The 18385-nt window shown below is 41.7% G+C and carries 14 protein-coding genes; 7 read left to right on the top strand and 7 right to left on the bottom strand.

Features of this window, described 5'->3' with window-relative positions:
* Positions 1–226 precede the first annotated feature (226 nt).
* The 4 genes from FD716_RS15855 to serA all read right to left on the bottom strand — a co-directional run bounded on the left by FD716_RS15855 (position 227) and on the right by serA (position 3892).
* Entirely contained in the window at positions 227–505 is a 279-nt protein-coding gene (locus FD716_RS15855; RefSeq protein ID WP_139853217.1) for a DUF2798 domain-containing protein, read from the bottom strand.
* A 50-nt stretch (positions 506–555) separates the two neighbouring features.
* Positions 556–1431 carry an EamA family transporter gene (locus tag FD716_RS15850; RefSeq protein WP_139853722.1) on the bottom strand — a complete coding sequence of 292 codons (876 nt, stop codon included), beginning with the start codon at positions 1429–1431 and terminating at the stop codon, positions 556–558.
* Positions 1432–1589: 158 nt separating this feature from the next.
* A complete protein-coding gene (locus FD716_RS15845; protein WP_139853216.1) occupies positions 1590–2483 on the bottom strand; it encodes an EamA family transporter in 894 nt (297 codons plus the stop codon).
* A gap of 176 nt (positions 2484–2659) precedes the next feature.
* Positions 2660–3892 (bottom strand): phosphoglycerate dehydrogenase, encoded by a 1233-nt coding sequence (serA, locus tag FD716_RS15840; protein ID WP_139853215.1) that lies wholly within the window; start codon positions 3890–3892, stop codon positions 2660–2662.
* 434 nt (positions 3893–4326) lie between these two features.
* Between serA and FD716_RS15835 the strand changes: the two genes are divergently transcribed.
* Positions 4327–5736: an FAD-binding oxidoreductase gene (locus tag FD716_RS15835; protein WP_139853214.1), complete on the top strand. Its 1410-nt coding sequence runs from the start codon at positions 4327–4329 to the stop codon at positions 5734–5736.
* A 164-nt stretch (positions 5737–5900) separates the two neighbouring features.
* Here the strand turns inward: FD716_RS15835 and FD716_RS15830 are convergent, their stop codons facing one another.
* The 3 genes from FD716_RS15830 to catA all read right to left on the bottom strand — a co-directional run bounded on the left by FD716_RS15830 (position 5901) and on the right by catA (position 9761).
* Entirely contained in the window at positions 5901–7451 is a 1551-nt protein-coding gene (locus FD716_RS15830; protein ID WP_456049273.1) for a dynamin family protein, read from the bottom strand.
* Positions 7451–8725, bottom strand: coding sequence for a GTPase (locus FD716_RS15825; RefSeq protein WP_139853212.1), 1275 nt, complete (start codon positions 8723–8725; stop codon positions 7451–7453). Before FD716_RS15825 ends, FD716_RS15830 begins: the two co-directional genes overlap by 1 nt.
* 100 nt (positions 8726–8825) lie before the next feature.
* Entirely contained in the window at positions 8826–9761 is a 936-nt protein-coding gene (gene catA, locus FD716_RS15820) for a catechol 1,2-dioxygenase (protein WP_139853211.1), read from the bottom strand.
* Positions 9762–10753: 992 nt separating this feature from the next.
* Between catA and FD716_RS15815 the strand changes: the two genes are divergently transcribed.
* The 6 genes from FD716_RS15815 to FD716_RS15790 all read left to right on the top strand — a co-directional run bounded on the left by FD716_RS15815 (position 10754) and on the right by FD716_RS15790 (position 18316).
* Positions 10754–11299 (top strand): fimbrial protein, encoded by a 546-nt coding sequence (locus tag FD716_RS15815; RefSeq protein ID WP_139853210.1) that lies wholly within the window; start codon positions 10754–10756, stop codon positions 11297–11299.
* 127 nt (positions 11300–11426) lie between these two features.
* Entirely contained in the window at positions 11427–12185 is a 759-nt protein-coding gene (locus tag FD716_RS15810; RefSeq protein ID WP_171477062.1) for a fimbrial biogenesis chaperone, read from the top strand.
* 2 nt (positions 12186–12187) lie between these two features.
* On the top strand, positions 12188–14809 hold the full coding sequence (locus FD716_RS15805) for a fimbria/pilus outer membrane usher protein (RefSeq protein ID WP_139853208.1): 2622 nt from the start codon (positions 12188–12190) through the stop codon (positions 14807–14809).
* Between the two features lie 5 nt (positions 14810–14814).
* Complete coding sequence (locus FD716_RS15800) at positions 14815–16113, top strand: fimbrial protein (RefSeq protein WP_139853207.1); 1299 nt, start codon at positions 14815–14817, stop codon at positions 16111–16113.
* A 92-nt stretch (positions 16114–16205) separates the two neighbouring features.
* Positions 16206–17570 (top strand): fimbrial protein, encoded by a 1365-nt coding sequence (locus FD716_RS15795; protein WP_139853206.1) that lies wholly within the window; start codon positions 16206–16208, stop codon positions 17568–17570.
* A complete protein-coding gene (locus tag FD716_RS15790) occupies positions 17567–18316 on the top strand; it encodes a fimbrial biogenesis chaperone (RefSeq protein WP_139853205.1) in 750 nt (249 codons plus the stop codon). Before FD716_RS15795 ends, FD716_RS15790 begins: the two co-directional genes overlap by 4 nt.
* The last annotated feature ends 69 nt before the right edge of the window (positions 18317–18385 follow it).

Raw genomic sequence — 18385 nt, 5'->3', positions numbered from 1 at the left:
CTATAAAGAATAGCTTCAATAAATAAACGTAAATTATGTTTGAGATAAATATCAAAAATTACAGAAAATAGTTTTTAGCTTTGACCTGTGTTGATCAGTTAGCATTGTACGAGGCATAGCGATAAGTAAATTTAATTTGACGATTGAATTTTACTTCCTCACTTTATTTTGCTTAAAAAATGCCAAAAGACCCTAATATAATTCACATTTTAAAGCACTGAGCTGACTATTCTTTGTGGTTATTGACTGGAGGTGTTTCAGTAATCTGCAACAGAAAGTTGCGAACCAAAGGCAAGAAAATCAGAATAAGTGGATAAGCAACAAGCCATGAAAGCAGCCAACTGTTTAACCATGCCTGAAAGAAGCCTTCGAAGAATCCGCTATACATCCACATATTAAAACAGGAGAGTGAGGCACTCATTAAGCCCGATAAAATGAGAGGCATGATCCACGCGATGCTCTTAACCGGGAGTTTTGGAATAGGGCCAAATAAATATTGTTTCATTAATCATCCATTCAGTACTAAAAAAGGGGCAGTCATCTCATGCTTATGTTTTACTCAACCAGCACCGGGGGCTTTTTTTGACTGCGTAAAGTTACACCCACCGATGCCAACATAATGCAGACCAAGGCGAGGGTTTGTAATAACGTGATTTTCTCATTAAGCAATAACATCCCTGCCACAGCGGCAATGGCTGGAGAAAGACTAGACAGTGTGCCATAACTGAGTTTGCTTAGTTGCTTGAGCGCCATTAAATCGAGGGCATAAGGAATAGCTGTTGCCAGCAGAGCAATCACCAAGGCATAACCCCAGTATTCAGTTTGAATCAGTGCATGAGGATTGTGTACCAGACTGACTGGGAGCAGCATCAGGGCAGACAAGACAATGGCAATGGTCAGTGCGTGTAAACCAATATTTTGCCGCACGACTTTTTGACCGAAATAAATATAAAATGCCCAGCAGACACCCGCACCGAGGGCAAATGCCGCGCCCAGATAAGAGAAGTTTTGCTGTGCAGTTTGCTGCCACGGCACCATGAGCGCAATGCCTAAAATAGCCAAGCCAACCCAAAGATAATCGGATTTTTGTTTGATCGAAAGTAAGGCCAAGGTGAGTGGGCCAAGAAACTCAAGTCCTACGGCAATACCTTGTGGTAGCTTGCCCAAAGAGGCATAAAACAAGACATTCATGAGTGCAACAGCTGCGGTGTAGCACAGCAGGTCACGCCAATGTAAATGCGGTAGTCGCTTGATGATTTTCCAAGAACGGAACATGAAAAATATCATGATGGATGCAAAGCAAAGCCTTAAGGTCACCACCGTAAGCGGATCCAATACCGCAATCAATTGCTTGGCAAAAGAGGCACTGATTTGATAAGCCACCATGGATAAAATCATGCAGCATACCGCAGCGAATTGAGTATTTGGCATAGCAGAAAACAAAGCAATCAAGGTTTGAAATTCTAGCATGATCGCTTTGCTTAATCTTTGTTTCAACAACAAAAAAGAAGAAGTGCTGATTCAGCTTTACTGGAGTATTGCAGCAGTGTATTTCTCAGCGAATATGTATTTTTATAGCGAATATCTGGCTATTGCTCTAGCTGTTTTTGCTCACGCGCGAGGCGAGCACGTTGGGTGGTAATGGTACAGCCGACAGAGGCTGAAACAATGGTGAGCAGGGCCAACCATTGTGTCCACAACAAATATTCATTGAGGAAAATAAAACCCGACATGGCGGCGACAGCAGGTTCTAAGCTGGTCAATGTACCAAAGCTGAGCGGTGTCATATTTCTGAGAGCAATCATTTCCAAGCTAAAAGGCAGTGCACTGGCCAAGATTGCTAAGGCAATAAAATAATAGAAATAAGGTAAGGTGGCGATTTTGGCCAAAACTGGGGAGAAAAATAAAAAGGGCAGCATAATGAACATGCCAATAAACATACCCAAACAGACGGTATGATTACCTGAAATACCTGATGGTTTTTGCCCGGCTACAATATATAAGGCCCAACATGCACCTGCACCCAGCGCATAGGCAATGCCAACCAAATCGAGGGATTGTGCTGCTTGATCAAATGGGAATAATAAAATCATGCCCAATATCGCCAAGCCAACCCAGATGAAATCATATTTTTGCTTGGCGTAATACAATGCAACGCCAAGTGGTCCAATAAACTCAAATGACACTGCGATGCCCAACGGGAGTCGATTAATTGCGCTATAAAACAGAATATTCATGCCTGCAAGCGCACAGCCATAACCGAGAATGGCTTTCCAGCGAATCGCTTTGAAATCGATTTGCCAAGCTTTAAAAATAACAGCCAAAATCAGCGCACTCAACATCAAGCGCATGGCACCAACGGTGAGCACGGGAAATTCATTAAACAGCACTTTGGCTAAGGAGCCACTACTCTGGAGGCAGATCATCGCCAATAAGAGGAGCAGTACTGCTTGCAGATTGGATGGATTTTTTAAGGCTTGCATCAATACACCAAATTTGCGGACAAGCGCGATTCTGTGAATGCACTCATCATAAAAAAACCACAACTTACATTAAACAAAGATTTTACTTTATTTAGCTATAAGTGTGGTTTCTTTATGAAAAGCGCAGACCTGAGCAACGTGAACGTCACTCAAGTTATGTCATCTTTGTTTCGTAATTAGAACAATATACGAACGCGGATGGTGCCTTCAACTTCATGCAAGGTGTCTAATGCTTCTTGAGATGCAGTGGCATCGACATCCATCACCAAGTAACCGACATCACCTTTGGTCATTAAAGATTGACCTGAGATATTGATACCGTGTTCAGCAAATAAATTGTTAATTTTAGACAAAACGCCCGGCACATTGCGATGAATGTGTAAAAGACGATGTTTGCCTTCAGTTAACGGCAGTGCGATTTCTGGGAAATTCACTGCAGATAAAGTCATGCCTTTATCTGAATAAGCAACAAATTTTTCAGCCACTTCTAGACCAATGTTGGCTTGCGCTTCCATGGTTGAACCACCAACGTGCGGGGTAAGAATCACGTTGTCTAAACCACGTAATGGCGAAATAAACTCTTCACCATTGGCTTTTGGTTCTTTCGGGAATACGTCAACTGCAGCGCCTGCAATATGACCCGATTTAATCGCATCTGCTAAATCTTCAATTACCACACAGGTACCACGTGCCGCATTGATGAAGATTGAACCTGCTTTCATTTGTGCAAATTGTGCTTTGCCAAAGAAGTTGCGGGTTGATGGAACGTCTGGTACATGCAGCGTCACAACATCAGCGCTGGCCAATAATTCTGCCATTGAACCGACTTGACGTGCATTACCCATTGGCAACTTGGTCACTGCATCATAATAGATCACGTGCATGCCGAGGCTTTCAGCCAATACAGAAAGTTGTGAGCCAATTGAGCCGTAACCCACAATCCCTAATGTTTTACCACGTGTTTCAAATGAACCCGCTGCAGATTTATTCCAGCCACCACGATGACAAGATGCTGATTTCTCAGGCACGCCACGGAGGAGTAAAATTGATTCTGCTAAAACCAATTCAGCAACAGAACGCGTATTTGAATACGGTGCGTTGAAAACTGGAATACCACGTTCCATAGCTGCATCTAAATTAACTTGGTTGGTTCCGATACAGAAACAACCGACAGCAATGAGTTTGTTGGCTGAAGCAAAAATCTCTTCAGTCAATTGGGTGCGAGAACGGATACCAACAAAATGCGCATCTTTAATCGCTGCTTTTAAAGCATCGCCTTCAAGTGCGGTTTTGTGATAGTCAATGTTGGTATATCCTGCTGCATGCAAGGTATCGATGGCATTTTGATGCACACCTTCAAGCAATAGGAAACGAATTTTATCTTTTGGTAGAGAAAGATGTTGGCTCATTACGGCTCCGCTACAAAGGCCAAATTTAGTCGCGGTAGCATAACATAATCGTTGGTTTATAGGCATTTGCTTTGTGCTTATACGGATGCATTTTTTAAAATTAATAAGATCAGAATCTCAACATTGGTCTGAGATTAAGCTGCAGGCTAATGTACATCAGTAAATTGGGACTGTGATGTGCTTGTTAAAATAAAGCTGAATCAACAGGGTATTTCAATAACTTTGCTCTTTAACCAGCGCCTCACATTCCTAAATGTTTTATGGCCACGCGGATTTATCTTGAGCAAAGCCACGGTTTCTATTCAAAATACTTTATACTGTGCGTTGTATTGAGCAGGGGATTGGTCTTGAAAATAGCCTTATACACCGTCCTCAATACGCCGTTTATTTCCTTTGTTTAATTGTCTTGTTAATTCTTGCCAGGTCTACACACGATGAATGCTCCAGTCGCTCTAACAGCTGAGTTGTTAACCCAATTAACTGCCGTAGTCGGTGAAAATCGTATTAAAACCGATGCGGATAGCCTCGAAAATTGGGGCCGCGATCATACCAAACATTTTGATCCAAACCCGTCCGTGATTGTATTTCCATCAACGACTGAACAAGTTCAAGCGATTGTAAAACTTGCCAATCAATTCAATATCGCGATTACACCGAGTGGCGGCCGTACCGGATTGTCGGCAGGTGCTGTTGCAGCCGATGGCGAGATTGTGATTAGCCTCGATAAAATGAACCAGATTTTGGAATTCTTCCCTGCAGATCGCATGGTTCGAATCCAATCAGGCGTGGTGACCGAACAGCTGCAAAACTATGCCGAAGAACAGGGTATGTATTACCCCGTTGATTTCGCTTCTGCTGGTTCATCGCAAATGGGTGGCAATATCGGCACCAATGCTGGTGGTATTAAAGTCATCAAATATGGCATGACCCGCAATTGGGTACTTGGTTTGACCGTGGTGACTGGTAAAGGTGATGTACTGCGTTTAAACAAAGGCATGATTAAAAATGCTACCGGCTACGCTTTGCAGCATTTGTTTATTGGTGGTGAAGGAACGTTGGGTATTGTCACTGAAGCAGAAATCAAACTCGAACGTCAACCGCATGACTTACAAGTGATGGTGCTCGGTGTTCCTGATTTTGCTGCGATTATGCCTGTATTACATGCCTTCCAAAATAAAATCGATCTAACGGCATTTGAGTTCTTTGGCGAACTTGCGATGCAAAAAGTATTGGATCGTGGTCATGTGCAACGTCCTTTTGCGAGCGAATGTCCGTTTTATGTATTACTCGAATTTGAAGCACCCTATGAACCGATTATGGATGCTGCAATGGAAATCTTCGAGCACTGCATGGAACAGGGTTGGGTACTGGATGGTGTCTTGAGCCAAAGTCTTGAGCAAGTCCAAAGCTTATGGCGTTTACGCGAAGATATATCTGAGTCGATTGCGCCCTTTATTCCATACAAAAATGATATTTCAGTTTTAATTACTCATATTCCAGCATTCATTGAAGAAATTGATGCGATTGTCAGCAGTAATTATCCTGACTTTGAAATTTGTTGGTTCGGGCATATCGGTGATGGTAACTTGCATTTGAATATTCTAAAACCGGCAGAGCTTAGCAAAGATGAGTTTTTTGCGAAATGTCAGGTGGTGAATCAATATGTATTTGAGACTGTCCAAAAATATGATGGTTCTATTTCTGCTGAACACGGTGTGGGCATGACCAAAAAACCTTATTTGGGCTATACCCGCTCTGCCGAAGAAATTGAATATATGCGCGCCCTGAAAAAAGTCTTCGATCCAAATGGAATTATGAATCCAGGTAAATTATTTGACCTTTAATTTGACTTTATAAAGACAGCATATTTCTAATCGCCAGTTCATTGCGGTGAACTGGCGTTTTAGTGTGTGCGATACGTCTTGAATAAATCCTGATTATTTTAAAATTAACCAGTCATTAAAGCCAAGTACACTTAAAGCATACTTGGCATGATCCAACTTCATTTTTAGGCAAGCCGCATTTGTTGTGCGGTCTGATCCAAGGTTTGGGTGAACTGCATTAGCATTTCACGTCGCTGTTGCAGGCTGTGATCGAGGGCATTCAGATAGGCAGTGCATTCCGCAAAGAGGGGGGCAAGCGGTTGGCTCAGACTTTGTTGTAATTGGTTGGAAAGCTCTGCATGGAGTTGATCATACGCAATCGTTGGCTCATCAGTGCTCCGATGTGCTGCGATGACTTCGTAGCGAATATGGGCTGCTAAATTCAGCGTCACTGGTGCAAGACTGGGTAATGCGTAGTCAGTCAAATGTTCTGCTAGCTGCTGAGATAAAGCCTCGTTTGCCCAGTTTTCAAGGGTTTTACAGACAATATCGACATCTTGTGTTGCAGCATGCTGTGCCAAGAGTGTGCCAAGTTCAGGTACAACGTGACGCCATGTATTGGCAATCACTTTCTCTTGTAACACTGGCAGTGCAGTTTGCATATCACTGCTGAGCTGTGCAATTTGCGCGAGCATCTGTTTTAAAATGTGCTGTATCGGCTCAAGAATGTGTTCTTGTAAATAATGAATGAATATTTCAGCAGGTTTACGTTGCTTATAATCCAGTGCGGGTTCGATCAAATCTAACAACGCATGAAAAAGTTGATCAACACCTGCTTCAGTCATTGCTTGCTGATCAAAGTCAGCCTGACGCACCATTTGAGCAGAAATAGACACGGGGGTACGCAATAACTGATGATCGACTGCCATTTCTTGCAGTTTGTCTTTACTACGTTGGTAGACATCCGCTTCTTGTAACGCACGTTGTGATGCATTTTTATTGCACAGGACGCTACAAATTTCACCATCGACCTCATCTTCTTCAACTTGATCACTACGGGTAAGAATCGGAAGCAGCGGTTTATGCCGACGTAGCTCACGTCCGAGTGCATCCAATTCTTGGACTTGTCCTGGCGAGGAGGAACTACTTAACCACAGTACGCCATCGGCACTATCAATAAATCGTTGGGTCAATGCTGCATTTTCAGCAGTCACAGAATGCAAGCCAGGGGTATCTAGGAGAATAAGTTTTTCGCCTAAACAGACCCCTTGTAATCTTGCCGTTGTTTCAGTCGCACCCTCGCGCAAGGGGGCTAAGCGATAAACCACTTGCCCATTTTCAAGATGAAAATATTTTACAGCCTGCTGCTGCAAGCGAAAGCTATCTGCTAATAAGTTGCATAATGAACTTTTACCCGCATTAAACTTGCCAAAGACCAAGAGCATGACTTTGTCATCAAAGGCTTCAGCCAAGGACTGTGCAGGTGCTAAAGCAGCCCATTGTGCGTCCCAGCCTTGCATGTGTAGTTCAAGCTGTTGGTTCATCTCGAGTTGCAGCTTTTGTAAAGGGCTTTCAAGCTGAAAGCCGCCCACAACTTGTAAATGCTGTTGCAGGGCATAACCGAACTGGCTACGCCAATCGTGCAGGTCTTGCAATAAGCGATCTACGGCAAAAGCGTGTTGGTGCGACTGATCCAGTCTGTAAATAAAATCTTGAATCGAGGTGTTATTCATGATTACGCAGCCCCTAACCGATGCAGTGCTGTACGTGCTTGATCGGCTTGGAGCAGATCCGCTTCAAGCATGACCAACTGCTGTGCAAGTGCTACACGATCATTCGACAACTCAAAATAATGAGCAAAACCATGGCGTAATTTTTCACGTCCGGTTCGTTCGCCAAAAATTTTGCGTAAGTCTTTGCGTGATTTCACCGAGACACCCAATACCGCAATCATAACCGTGTCTAAACTACGCACATTGCTTCTTTGCTGTGCCGGTAAACTTACCACGCCGTGGCGCACCAGATGACTATTAATCTCAATACAAGCGAGCGAGTAGGCAACTTGGAGGCGGGCGCGTTCTTGTTTGCCTGCAGTCATCTTAAACATATTGTCAAAAGAATCAGGAACCAAAGCATCATCGTGGTCGATCATGTCTAACGTCGGTTGTAAATCCTCACAGACTTTTTTAAGTACACCATCTAAACCGTCATCAAAGGCTTGGCGTTGGCTGTGTTGGGTCTGTCGTAAATCTTGTAGCTGCTGCTGCAAGCGATCATGTCGCTGCAATAGCTCCTCATTTATTTCAGTAAATAATAAGGCTTTTTCATGTGCTCTTGCTTGCGGGACATTGCCCAAAGCCGCATCTAAAGCTGCGCGAAGTTCCGTAAGACCGCTTCGTTGCAGTAATAATTGTTTTCCACCCTCTAAACCTTGGCGATGGCGTGTTGCCGATACTGGAAAAGTAGTGAGTTGTGGAACTTGCTGCTCAATGGTGTTGATCACTTGGCTGAGTACAGCAGGGTCTGCAACTTGATCGACTTGGGTTAATACCAATAGAGTTTGACGTTGGGTGCGTTGCGTATCTTGATCGAGTCGTTGCAGTAATGGGTGTTCTGCAGAATCAAGCTCGCCTTCTTTCACCGAATGAACAAAGAGTCGGATATCTGATTTACACCATAAAGCTTCTTGTGCAAGGCGGTCATCTTCACCAACCACATCGGCATCTAGGCCCGGTGCATCAAGCCAAGAGACGGGTTGTTGTAAGTGTTCAGATTGATGGGTGTGTTCGGAGAGGGCTATGGTTTCACGTCGGTCTGCGACTGAAAAGATATCATGGCCAATCAGTTCGTTGAGTAATCGACTTTTACCGTGATTATATTTACCAATGACGGTAACGGTTGCCGGTCGTTCTATGGGGGCTAAGGCCTTGAGCCGTACCAAATCGATTTGTCTTTCTGGAAGCACTTGAGCAATTTGTTCTACGGCCTCATCAACGATTTTCATATCCATATTTTATTCTCAGTATTCCTTAATGAAAAATCTGGCTGAACTGATCCAGCCAGATTTATAGATTGAAACTTAACTTTTGATTAAAAGTTCAAGGGCGAACTTATGCTTGTAAGCGAGGGCGTTCAACCACTTGGTTGTCTACGCCTTCAACCAATTTACTCAGTTTGAAATCAAATTCCATTTCACCAAATGGTTCACTCATGCCATTCGCTTTGAGAACAGCTTCATCTGTATGTTCAACGATTGGCACAACCAAACCTTCACGTGTTGCATAAGCAAAGTCATCATATACAAATGGGTCATTTTCGATATTTAACTGTGTGGTTAATTTACGATGACCATCAGCAGTAATAAAGAAGTGAATATGCGCAGGGCGGTTACCGTGACGACCCAATTGATTGAGGAATTGTTGGGTTGGACCTTCTGGTGGGCAACCATAGCCTTTAGGCACAATACTTTGAAAACGATAGCGACCCTGATCGTCAGCAATAATCGTGCGACGCATGTTGAATGGTGCTTGCTCGCCTGTTGGGTCAAAGTGTGAATAGAAACCTTTGGTGTTGGCATGCCAAACTTCAACTTGTGCACCAGGAATGGGTTGACCATCGGCATCATAGATCACGCCGTGCATGACTAACGGATCGCCATCTGGATCACTGCCATCATCTAAGCGTGCAAAGCCTTGTTCTACAGGTGCCCCAACAACATAAAGTGGCCCTTCAATGGTTCGTGGTGTGCCCACCTCTATGCCAAGTGCTTCATCTTGGGCATCCATACGCATATCAAGAAAACGGTCGATCCCTAAGCCAGGAGATAACAATGCTGCTTCTTGGTTGGTACCTAGCTGGTTAAAATAAGCAACGCCAGACCAATATTCATCTGAAGTAATTTCTAGGTCTTCAATCGCCTTATACAGATCAGAAAGAATACGATGCGTGATCTGCTTCATGCGCGGATTGCCACCTTCTTGTTCTAAACCGCTGGCTAGACGTAGAAAATTCTGTACTTCCTCTGTATCAAAAATTTTTACATTCATGACTCTCTCCTTAATGATGCTAAAAATAAGCGCTTTAAATCACTTCATACTCTGATTAGATATTATTTTTCTATCTGGCTAAATGGTATTGTGCTTAACGTCTATGAATGTTGTCAGCATAACATCAGCTAGTTTTGAAATAATAATGATTTCAGAGCGAGATAGCGGCGCTTTATATAATCTAATCAATTTTATTATAGGGATAAGGCTGCTGATAACAATAACTCAAAAAGTTTATATAAATACCTTTAAAGTATGTTGTCGCTTGAAAGTAACCAAGTTGAGCAGTCTGGAAAGCATCGCGAAGCTAAGCATAATCTTGAAAAATAGGCATTGTTCGAGGGAAATGGAGTGCAGGCTCGGCGTATTCAATCCGCTTCAATCGTTATTCGAACATAAAGAAGCAAATGCCAATTTGAGTAATGGCAGCTGATATAGAGCAATATTTTAGATTTCTGATTTGAGTTTATGCAGTATATAAAGAGGAAACGCTGTTTTATTAAAATTAAGTTATTATAAAATAAATAAATATTAGTAAGTTAAAATATTTAATGGTTGGTGTGCTTGGCGATATTATGCTTTTAAATGTCTGGATTTGAGCATTAGTGGATTAATTATGCGAATAATCATTCTTTTTTTGATCTATTTCAAATATTATTTTGTTTTTAAAGTGAAATTTAAAATACAGGGGGATTAATTCTTAAGATCTTGCTAGTGGTAAATAATAACAACAGTAAATATGAAGTTTTTATTTAATATAGTGTGAAAATACGTTAGTTTAATATTACTGGTATTTTACCAATTGTAAAAAAAATAAAATTATAAATCTATGTTTTAAAAAAATAAAGTAAAAAAACACGGATATAATATGAGAACTCAGTCACAATTCGAAAAACTAAAATAGTTGAAAAGTATTATATTAAATTTGAATTCAAGGAAACAAATAACTTGTTTTCATTCTCCCATCTAAATTAAAGGTTAAGAGGTTACTCATGAAATTGAATAAAATTTTACTTTCTAGCGCTTTCGCAGTAATGGCTTTTTCGACTGTCGTAAATGCAGCTCCAACAATTACTTTTGAGGGTGAAGTTACAGACCAGACTTGTACTCCATCAATTAATGGTCAAGACAATGCAGTCGTGTTACTTCCGACGGTGCCTTCAAGTGAGTTGGCGACTATAGGTGATGTGACTGGTCTTACTCCATTTACGATCAGTGTTGCAAACTGCACGGCCGATGCGACCAATGCGCTGAACATTACAACTAAGTTTTTAGGCCGCAACGTTAAAAACGGAAATTTAGTCAATACGGCTTTAGCTCCAACTGCTGCAACAAACGTGGCTTTACAGCTCACAACCGATGAAAAAGGTGAAACGCCAGTGGTATTGAATGATGTGACTCCAGTTGCTGGTTTGGTTGTGGAAAAAGATCAGACTTCAGGAGAGCATACTTTTGGTGTTCGCTATATTGCCGTTGATGGTGCTGCGACCGCCGGTAAAGTAACCAGTATTGCAGAATATACACTTAGTTATCTCTAAGCAGGTGTTGATGTAGAAGGCATATTACTCTGCTATTACCAGCTACGGTAATAGCAAGTAATAAAATTCTCTGCGATTACCGTAGGTAATGGCGGAGATTACCATTAAATATAATTGGGTTGCTATTATGAAAGTTTATCGTTCTCTATTAAGATTATCCGTTGCAGCTATATTTAGCAGTGTTGTCCTCTATAGTACCGCGCAGGCGGCGATTACTATGGTTGGAACTCGGGTTATATTCCCCGCAGATCAAAATGAAAAAACGATTCAATTTCAGAATAGCGATAACACGCCTAATATTGTGCAAGTCTGGTTAGATGCAGGCGATGAGCGTTTAACAGCAGAAAATGCCGATGCTCCTTTTCTTGCGACGCCCCAGATTTTTAAAACTGGATCGGCTAAAGGTCAGATTGTACGTCTACTTTTTACCGGCGATAAAGCCAGTATGCCTACGGATAGAGAAAGTGTGTTTTATTTAAATTTTTCTGAAATTCCGTCATCCAAAGCAACGGATACGGATAAAAATAAAATGCTCATTGTTTTTAAAAATCGGGTCAAAGTATTTTATCGACCAACAGGTTTGTCAATTAGCCCATTTGATATAAATAAAAATATCTCATATAAGCTCATTCAAAAAAATCAAAATGATTTTATTGAGTTTAAAAACAATAGCCCATATTACGCCAACATTAATAATGCGAGTTTAATTATTAATGGTCAAAGTACTGAGATCGCAAACAGTATTATGGTTGCCCCAGGTGAATCTGTGCAGTGGGATAGTAATAAGAAAAATCTGAATCCTGCAAATATAACCATGACAATAGGACTTCTAAACGATTATGGCGTGTCTGTACCGAGTGAAGTACCGCATCGCAATGAGCATTAATCATGAAACTTTATTCAGCCCTCCCATCCTCGAATACATGGCTAAGCATTTTGCTAGGCGCATATATTATGCTGCCGAGCCATGCTGAGAATCTTGTCATTCAAGAAAAGGGTCAAGTTGGGCCTAACCAAGCAGAGACAGAACAGACAGAAAATGAGTTCGTCTTTGATAGTGAGTTATTCCGTGGAGCCTTATTTAATAAAGATGCCTTATTGCGCTTGAGTCAAGGTGAGGATGTGGTTGCGGGTACCTATAAAGTCAGTTTGTTTATTAATAATAGCTTTGTGGCTGACGATTCCATACGCTTTGTTGCAAATAACAAAGATAAAGTACAGCCGTGTTTTAGTGCGGAGCAATTAACACGAGCCAATGTTTTAATTAAAACGCCAATTAGTGCAGCACTTGATTCTGATGAGAATCAATGTAGACCATTAAGTGCTTTCGTCGATTATGCAAGTTATGATTTCGATATTAGCCGCCTCAGATTGGATTTAAGTATTCCAAATACTTTTATGAAGCAGATTCCACGTGGTTATGTTTCGCCTGCTGAGTTAAGTACGGGAACTTCCATTGGATTTATTAATTATTTAGCCAATTATTATTACAGTGAATATGATGTTGTGGGTGGTAAAAACCGTCAAGATTCAGCATATGTATCGTTCAATGGTGGTATTAATCTAGGTAAGTGGCAATTCCGTCAACAATCAAGTATTACCAATAATAGCCAAGGTACAGAGTGGAATGTTATTCGTAGTTATGTGAAGCGACCACTGACGCAGATTCAAAGTGAATTGGCCCTTGGTCAATTATCAAGTACGGGACGTTTTTTCTCTGGTCTAAATTTTAACGGAATCAGTCTGGCCACCGATGATCGCATGTTACCAGAGTCACAGCGTGGTTATGCACCCGTGATTCAAGGGATAGCCAAAACCACAGCCAAAGTTTCTGTTGTACAGAATGGAAATGAAATATATCAGACCACCGTTGCTGCTGGGCCTTTTAAAATTTCTGACCTATATCCGACCAATTATAATGGGGATTTAGAGGTTTTTGTGACTGAGGCTGATGGTAGCAGTTCAAGTTTCCGTGTGCCTTTTTCTGCCGTTCCAGAGTCAATTCGGAAAGGTGCCTTTAAATATAGTCTAGATATTGGGCGCACACGCGGTATTGGTGAAGATACCACGTTTGGGAATATTACAACGCAGTATGGTTTAAATAATGCGATTACCTTAAATAATGGTATTCGAGTTGCCGATGGTTATGTTGCGACCATGTTTGGGTCGGCATATACCAATTTTCTCGGTGCTTTTAGTGTCGATGCGACCTATTCACTGGCAAAATTACCTGAGCAAGGTTCAGTTGATGGTTGGATGTTTGGTGCGAGTTACAGCAAAACATTTCAGGCCACCAATACCACGATTGCTTTGGCTGGATATCGTTTTTCCACCCTCGGATATTATGACTTAGCCAACGTAATTTCTTTAAGAGAATCTGCACGCGAGGGAAGTGATTTCCAATCTGCGACGTTGCATGAGCAATCTAGAGCGACGTTGGTTTTAAACCAAGCAATGGGGCGTTTAGGCACTTTTTTTGTTTCAGGCTCTGCATCCAATTATCGCGATAACAAACCTGACGATTACCAACTGCAATTGGGCTATAACACCGCCTTTCGTAATGGCGTGAGCATGAGCGCTTCGATTGCAAGACAGAAACAAGGTTATAGCGTTGGTGGCGCTGATTATGATCAAGATTATATTCGTCCATCATTTTCAACCAATAATAGTACCAGTTATGGGCTGTCTTTTAGCTTTCCTTTGTCTAAAAGTAATTACGCCAAAAGCGCGCAGCTAGATTATAACAATGCAGACCAACGTAATAGTTATCAAGCCTCGTTAATGGGTTCAATCGATTACTTTAAAAATCTGGACTATTCGCTTGGTCTTAGCTACGACGATCAATCTCGCGTCAATGTTTGGAATGCAGGGTTAAGTAAACGTTTTAATTATGTGAATACCAGTATGAATGCCTCTAAAGGTGATAATTATTGGCAAACCTCCTTGAATGCTCAAGGTGCTTTGGCAATTCATTCTGGTGGTATTACTTTGGGTAATTACTTGGGTGATACCTTTGCTTTAGTTGAGGCCAAAGGGGCCAAAGGGGCACATCTTTTAAATGCCTATGATACCAAGATTGACCGTAATGGTTATGCATTGGTTTCATCACTTACACCTTATCGTTTTAATACGGTTTCTCTAGACCCTAAGGGAATGGCTGCCAATGCTGAGCTTGAATTAGGCACGACCAGAGTTGCACCTTATGCTGGGTCAGCGATTAAAATTCGTTTTAAAACGCGGCAAGGTTTTGCAGTATTGATTCAAAGCAAATTCACTGATGGTCAAAATGTTCCATTAGGCGCGGATGTGCTGAATGAAAAAAATCAAATCATTGGCATGGTTGGCCAAGCTGGGCAAGTTTATGTGCGAACGGCAGAAAAGGCCGGAAAACTCAAAGTGAAGTGGGGTGATCAGCAAGCTGATACCTGCTCAATTAACTATGTTGTGCCGGAAGCACAATTGTCGCAAGCCCTAATTAAACTTTCAAATTCTTGTATTGTAGAGGAGTAAGCAATATGCGTTTATCCCATTATGTATTGGGTCTAATCAGTTGCATGTTGCTGACTCCAACAGCGTATGCCATTTGTAATCCCATTCCGCAAACGATGAATGTTGCGGATGTTTCCATCGCAACCCCTGTGAACATTCCCAACTTTAATATTAGTGATTTCTATTTACAGCCTGGGGGCACGCTTCTTGGTTCTACCGTAATTCCGGCAACAGACAATCAACGCTTTCCTCCAGATACTGTCCTTTGGACATGTGACAAAGTGGATTTAACCCAGATTTATTTCCTGGTTGCAACCAATGGTTACTCACCTTTTAATGGTCGTTATGATGTTGGTGCTAAAGATGGTCTGGATAATGCCTTTAGTACATATTGGCAATATGTTGGGGCTAGATTTACCGTAGGTGGGATAGCGGTCAACACTATATATCAACGGGTTAATCTTAATGATTATGCGACGAACCCGAATGACTCTACAAAAATTGATATTCGATTAAAGGATCTTCCAACGGTAGAAGCGAGTGTATATCGTGTCAGTTCACTGCCTTCAGGGAGTGGCGGGAGCTTTCACGACTGCGGAAGACAGGCCAAGAGTGGAGCTTATAAAAATGGGTGTAGACAGTGGGCAATGGCCATTCAGTTGGGGGGAGTGCCTATGGGTAATTTTGCGGACATAGTAAATGATGATTCAGTCAGGGCCGGGTTACGCAATACCTCGAATGGTATTGGTTATAGTTTTTATACGGGTCAGACAGTTGCAACTAATTCAAAGTCTTGTGTGGCACGTAATACTGGAACAACAGTAACGTTCCCACCAGTGATCGAAACCTCATTAACAAATGGACAAACGGTTGATGCCGGTTTTCAGGTCATACTCGAATGTAATTCAAAAGATGTTTTGTCAGGGACGAAAACTGGAAATTTCGCAATCGGATTTCAACCTTCTGCAGCTGCAGCAGATGCTGCACAACGATTGAACTTAAATAATCAGTTTGGTTCTAGCAATTATTTACTTTCAGATGGTTATGACAGCAATCCTAACTCAGCCAAAGGAGTTGGTATTCAAATAGAACATGTGGGATTAAAGAAAGGGATACGTTTTCTCAATAAAAATGCATCACCTGGTGGTAATGCAGAAGCAGGTTGGTATGGTGTTTTAGAAGGCGCCAAGAGCGAAGGAGAAGTCACACCCGGTTTTACGCGCTATACACAGGACTATAAGGCAACTTTAACTGCGCTACCTGGTGGTGTCGTCACAGCTGGAAAAGTAAAATCTACGGCAACAGTCATCGTGAAAATACAATGAAATAGTTTTATCAGCCACGCATTTTTCAAATGAAACATGATCAGAGATTTGATGAAACTTCCAAGGTGGTACAAAAAGAGGAGTGAATTAATTTGCGCTATTTATTAAATGGTCTTTGGGGGTTGATCAGTTGTATGTTGTTGATTCCTTCAGCACATGCAGCCTGTGCAGTGGTCAAAAAATTTAACGCGGTCGATAATGTCGCAACCCCAATTAATGTACCAAACTTCAATATTAGTAGTCTTTATTTACAGCCCCAAGGGACAGCAATTGATTCTACTGCTGTTCCAGCAACACTGGCCAGTAACCTGCAGATGATGACGTCTACACAGGTTATTTGGACGTGTGACAGAAAGGATTTAGATAAAATTTACTTTTTGGTTTCAACCAATGGTCGATCACTTTATAGCGGTAATCAGGACATGGGGAAGCCAGACGGTTTAACGGGTGTTTATAGTACATTTTGGAAGTATGTTGGTGTTAAACATACTGTAGAGGGGGTTGAGGTTAGTCGTTATTATCGACCTGTTCCAGTAAAGAACTATGTAACAGATCCAAAGAATCCAACAAAAATAAATATTCGCCTGATGGATATTCCGACGATAGAAGTCACTTTATATCGACTCAGCACTTTGCCATCGCATATTTCTACGGGGAACTCAAACAGTAATGGTTGTATGTTTTTAATCGATACTGGGATGTATAGAAAAGGGACGGGCGTTGCCAATGGGATGGTCTATGATAGCTTGAAATGTAGTCAACCGAGTATGTATTTGCAGTTGTCTGGCGTTGATAACGAGGTCATTCCCTTCGCTCACGATAATATCGGAGAGGATTCTGCTACGCAATTTAATATCGGTGCGAATCGTCTGCCTTATGGTTTTTTGAATGGATTTACCCAGGCAAGTAAGTCCCCAGCCTGTGCCGCACGCAATACCAGTGATTCGCTAGTGAAATTTAATGAGATTACCTCCAGTGCTATCAAAGCAGGGGAAAGCTCTGTTCGTGATTTTACAGTACATTTAGAATGTGATTCAGTTGGGGTCGAATCAGGCACAACCGCTGGAAAATTTGCGATCGGTTTTCAGCCATCGGCAGCGGCATTTGATGCCGCACATCGTCTTGGCATAAATAATCCGAATGGCTCTAGTCGTTATCTCATTTCGGATCAATATTACACGGGGCCCAATATTGCAAAAGGTGTCGGGATTCAATTAAGAAATATTGGTACGGGCCAAGAACTGCTTTTTTTAAATAAAACTGCGACTCCTGGTGGAGGAGCAGCAGCGGGTTGGTATGGGGTTTGGGATGGTGCCGTTGCACAAGGTGCAGGCGCAGATCCATCCTATCAGCGCTTTGAAACCCGATATCGTGCAACGCTCAAAGCCATACCTGGTATCGATGTACAAGCGGGTAAAGTAAAATCAACGGCAACGATCGTGGTGAAAATACAATGAAACGCTTCTATCAAACGATAATATTAATGCTCGGACTTACCTGTATACCATCCTGGTTATATGCTGGGATCTTGGCCAGTCAAACACGGGTTATTTATAGCGAGGGTGAGCGTGAGCAAACGCTGATGCTAGCCAATACCAATGAATATCCGATATTGACGCAGGTCTGGATCGATGATGGTTCAAATAATGCTGAATTTGAACATGCACCGTTTGTCGTTCTACCCGCTGTATTTCAAATGAAACCCAAAGATGTTAAAGGGATTCGGTTGATCTTTAATGGGATGGAATTAGCCAAAGACAGGGAGTCGCTTTATTGGCTCAATCTTTATGAAATACCCGCAGTAAAGAAACAAGACTTAGAACATGACTATTTAAATTTATCGATGAATACACAGTTAAAAGTGTACTTTCGACCTGAAGCATTAAAGGTTTTACCCATTGATGAGATTAATCGCCAGTTGCAGTTTTCATTTCCTGATCATGGGGCACAGTCGGCTGAAATAATAATCAAAAATCCAACGCCCTTTTATGTCACCGCAATTAGTCTCAGTCTATTCAATAAAACCAAGCAGACCACCGTGTATGAATGGCTGAATATTCTGCTTCCACCTTTTGAGTCTCCATTGTTGAAGCTTGAAAATGTCGATTTAAATCCATCTGATGCATATGTCCTGAAATATCATTTGATCGATGATCGCGGTGAAGTTCATGCATTTGAACAGGCAATACCGATATCTAAATAAGTACTTTGTTTTAATTTAATATTTTGAAAAATAATAATATTCAGGCGAAGTTATGGTTGCTAGAATTTA

It is taken from the genome of Acinetobacter pullicarnis, from assembly GCF_006352475.1.
In the GTDB taxonomy this organism is placed as follows: domain Bacteria; phylum Pseudomonadota; class Gammaproteobacteria; order Pseudomonadales; family Moraxellaceae; genus Acinetobacter; species Acinetobacter pullicarnis.
The sequence above is the reverse complement of the archived record's forward strand: the minus strand, read 5'-3'. Positions and strand labels throughout refer to the sequence as shown.

Coding starts and splice junctions, on each gene's coding strand:
- FD716_RS15855 (WP_139853217.1), bottom strand. CDS start 505: ATGAAACAATATTTATTTGGCCCTATTCCAAAACTCCCGGTTAAGAGC.
- FD716_RS15850 (WP_139853722.1), bottom strand. CDS start 1,431: ATGCCAAATACTCAATTCGCTGCGGTATGCTGCATGATTTTATCCATG.
- FD716_RS15845 (WP_139853216.1), bottom strand. CDS start 2,483: ATGCAAGCCTTAAAAAATCCATCCAATCTGCAAGCAGTACTGCTCCTC.
- serA (WP_139853215.1), bottom strand. CDS start 3,892: ATGAGCCAACATCTTTCTCTACCAAAAGATAAAATTCGTTTCCTATTG.
- FD716_RS15835 (WP_139853214.1), top strand. CDS start 4,327: ATGAATGCTCCAGTCGCTCTAACAGCTGAGTTGTTAACCCAATTAACT.
- FD716_RS15825 (WP_139853212.1), bottom strand. CDS start 8,725: ATGGATATGAAAATCGTTGATGAGGCCGTAGAACAAATTGCTCAAGTG.
- catA (WP_139853211.1), bottom strand. CDS start 9,761: ATGAATGTAAAAATTTTTGATACAGAGGAAGTACAGAATTTTCTACGT.
- FD716_RS15815 (WP_139853210.1), top strand. CDS start 10,754: ATGAAATTGAATAAAATTTTACTTTCTAGCGCTTTCGCAGTAATGGCT.
- FD716_RS15810 (WP_171477062.1), top strand. CDS start 11,427: ATGAAAGTTTATCGTTCTCTATTAAGATTATCCGTTGCAGCTATATTT.
- FD716_RS15805 (WP_139853208.1), top strand. CDS start 12,188: ATGAAACTTTATTCAGCCCTCCCATCCTCGAATACATGGCTAAGCATT.
- FD716_RS15800 (WP_139853207.1), top strand. CDS start 14,815: ATGCGTTTATCCCATTATGTATTGGGTCTAATCAGTTGCATGTTGCTG.
- FD716_RS15790 (WP_139853205.1), top strand. CDS start 17,567: ATGAAACGCTTCTATCAAACGATAATATTAATGCTCGGACTTACCTGT.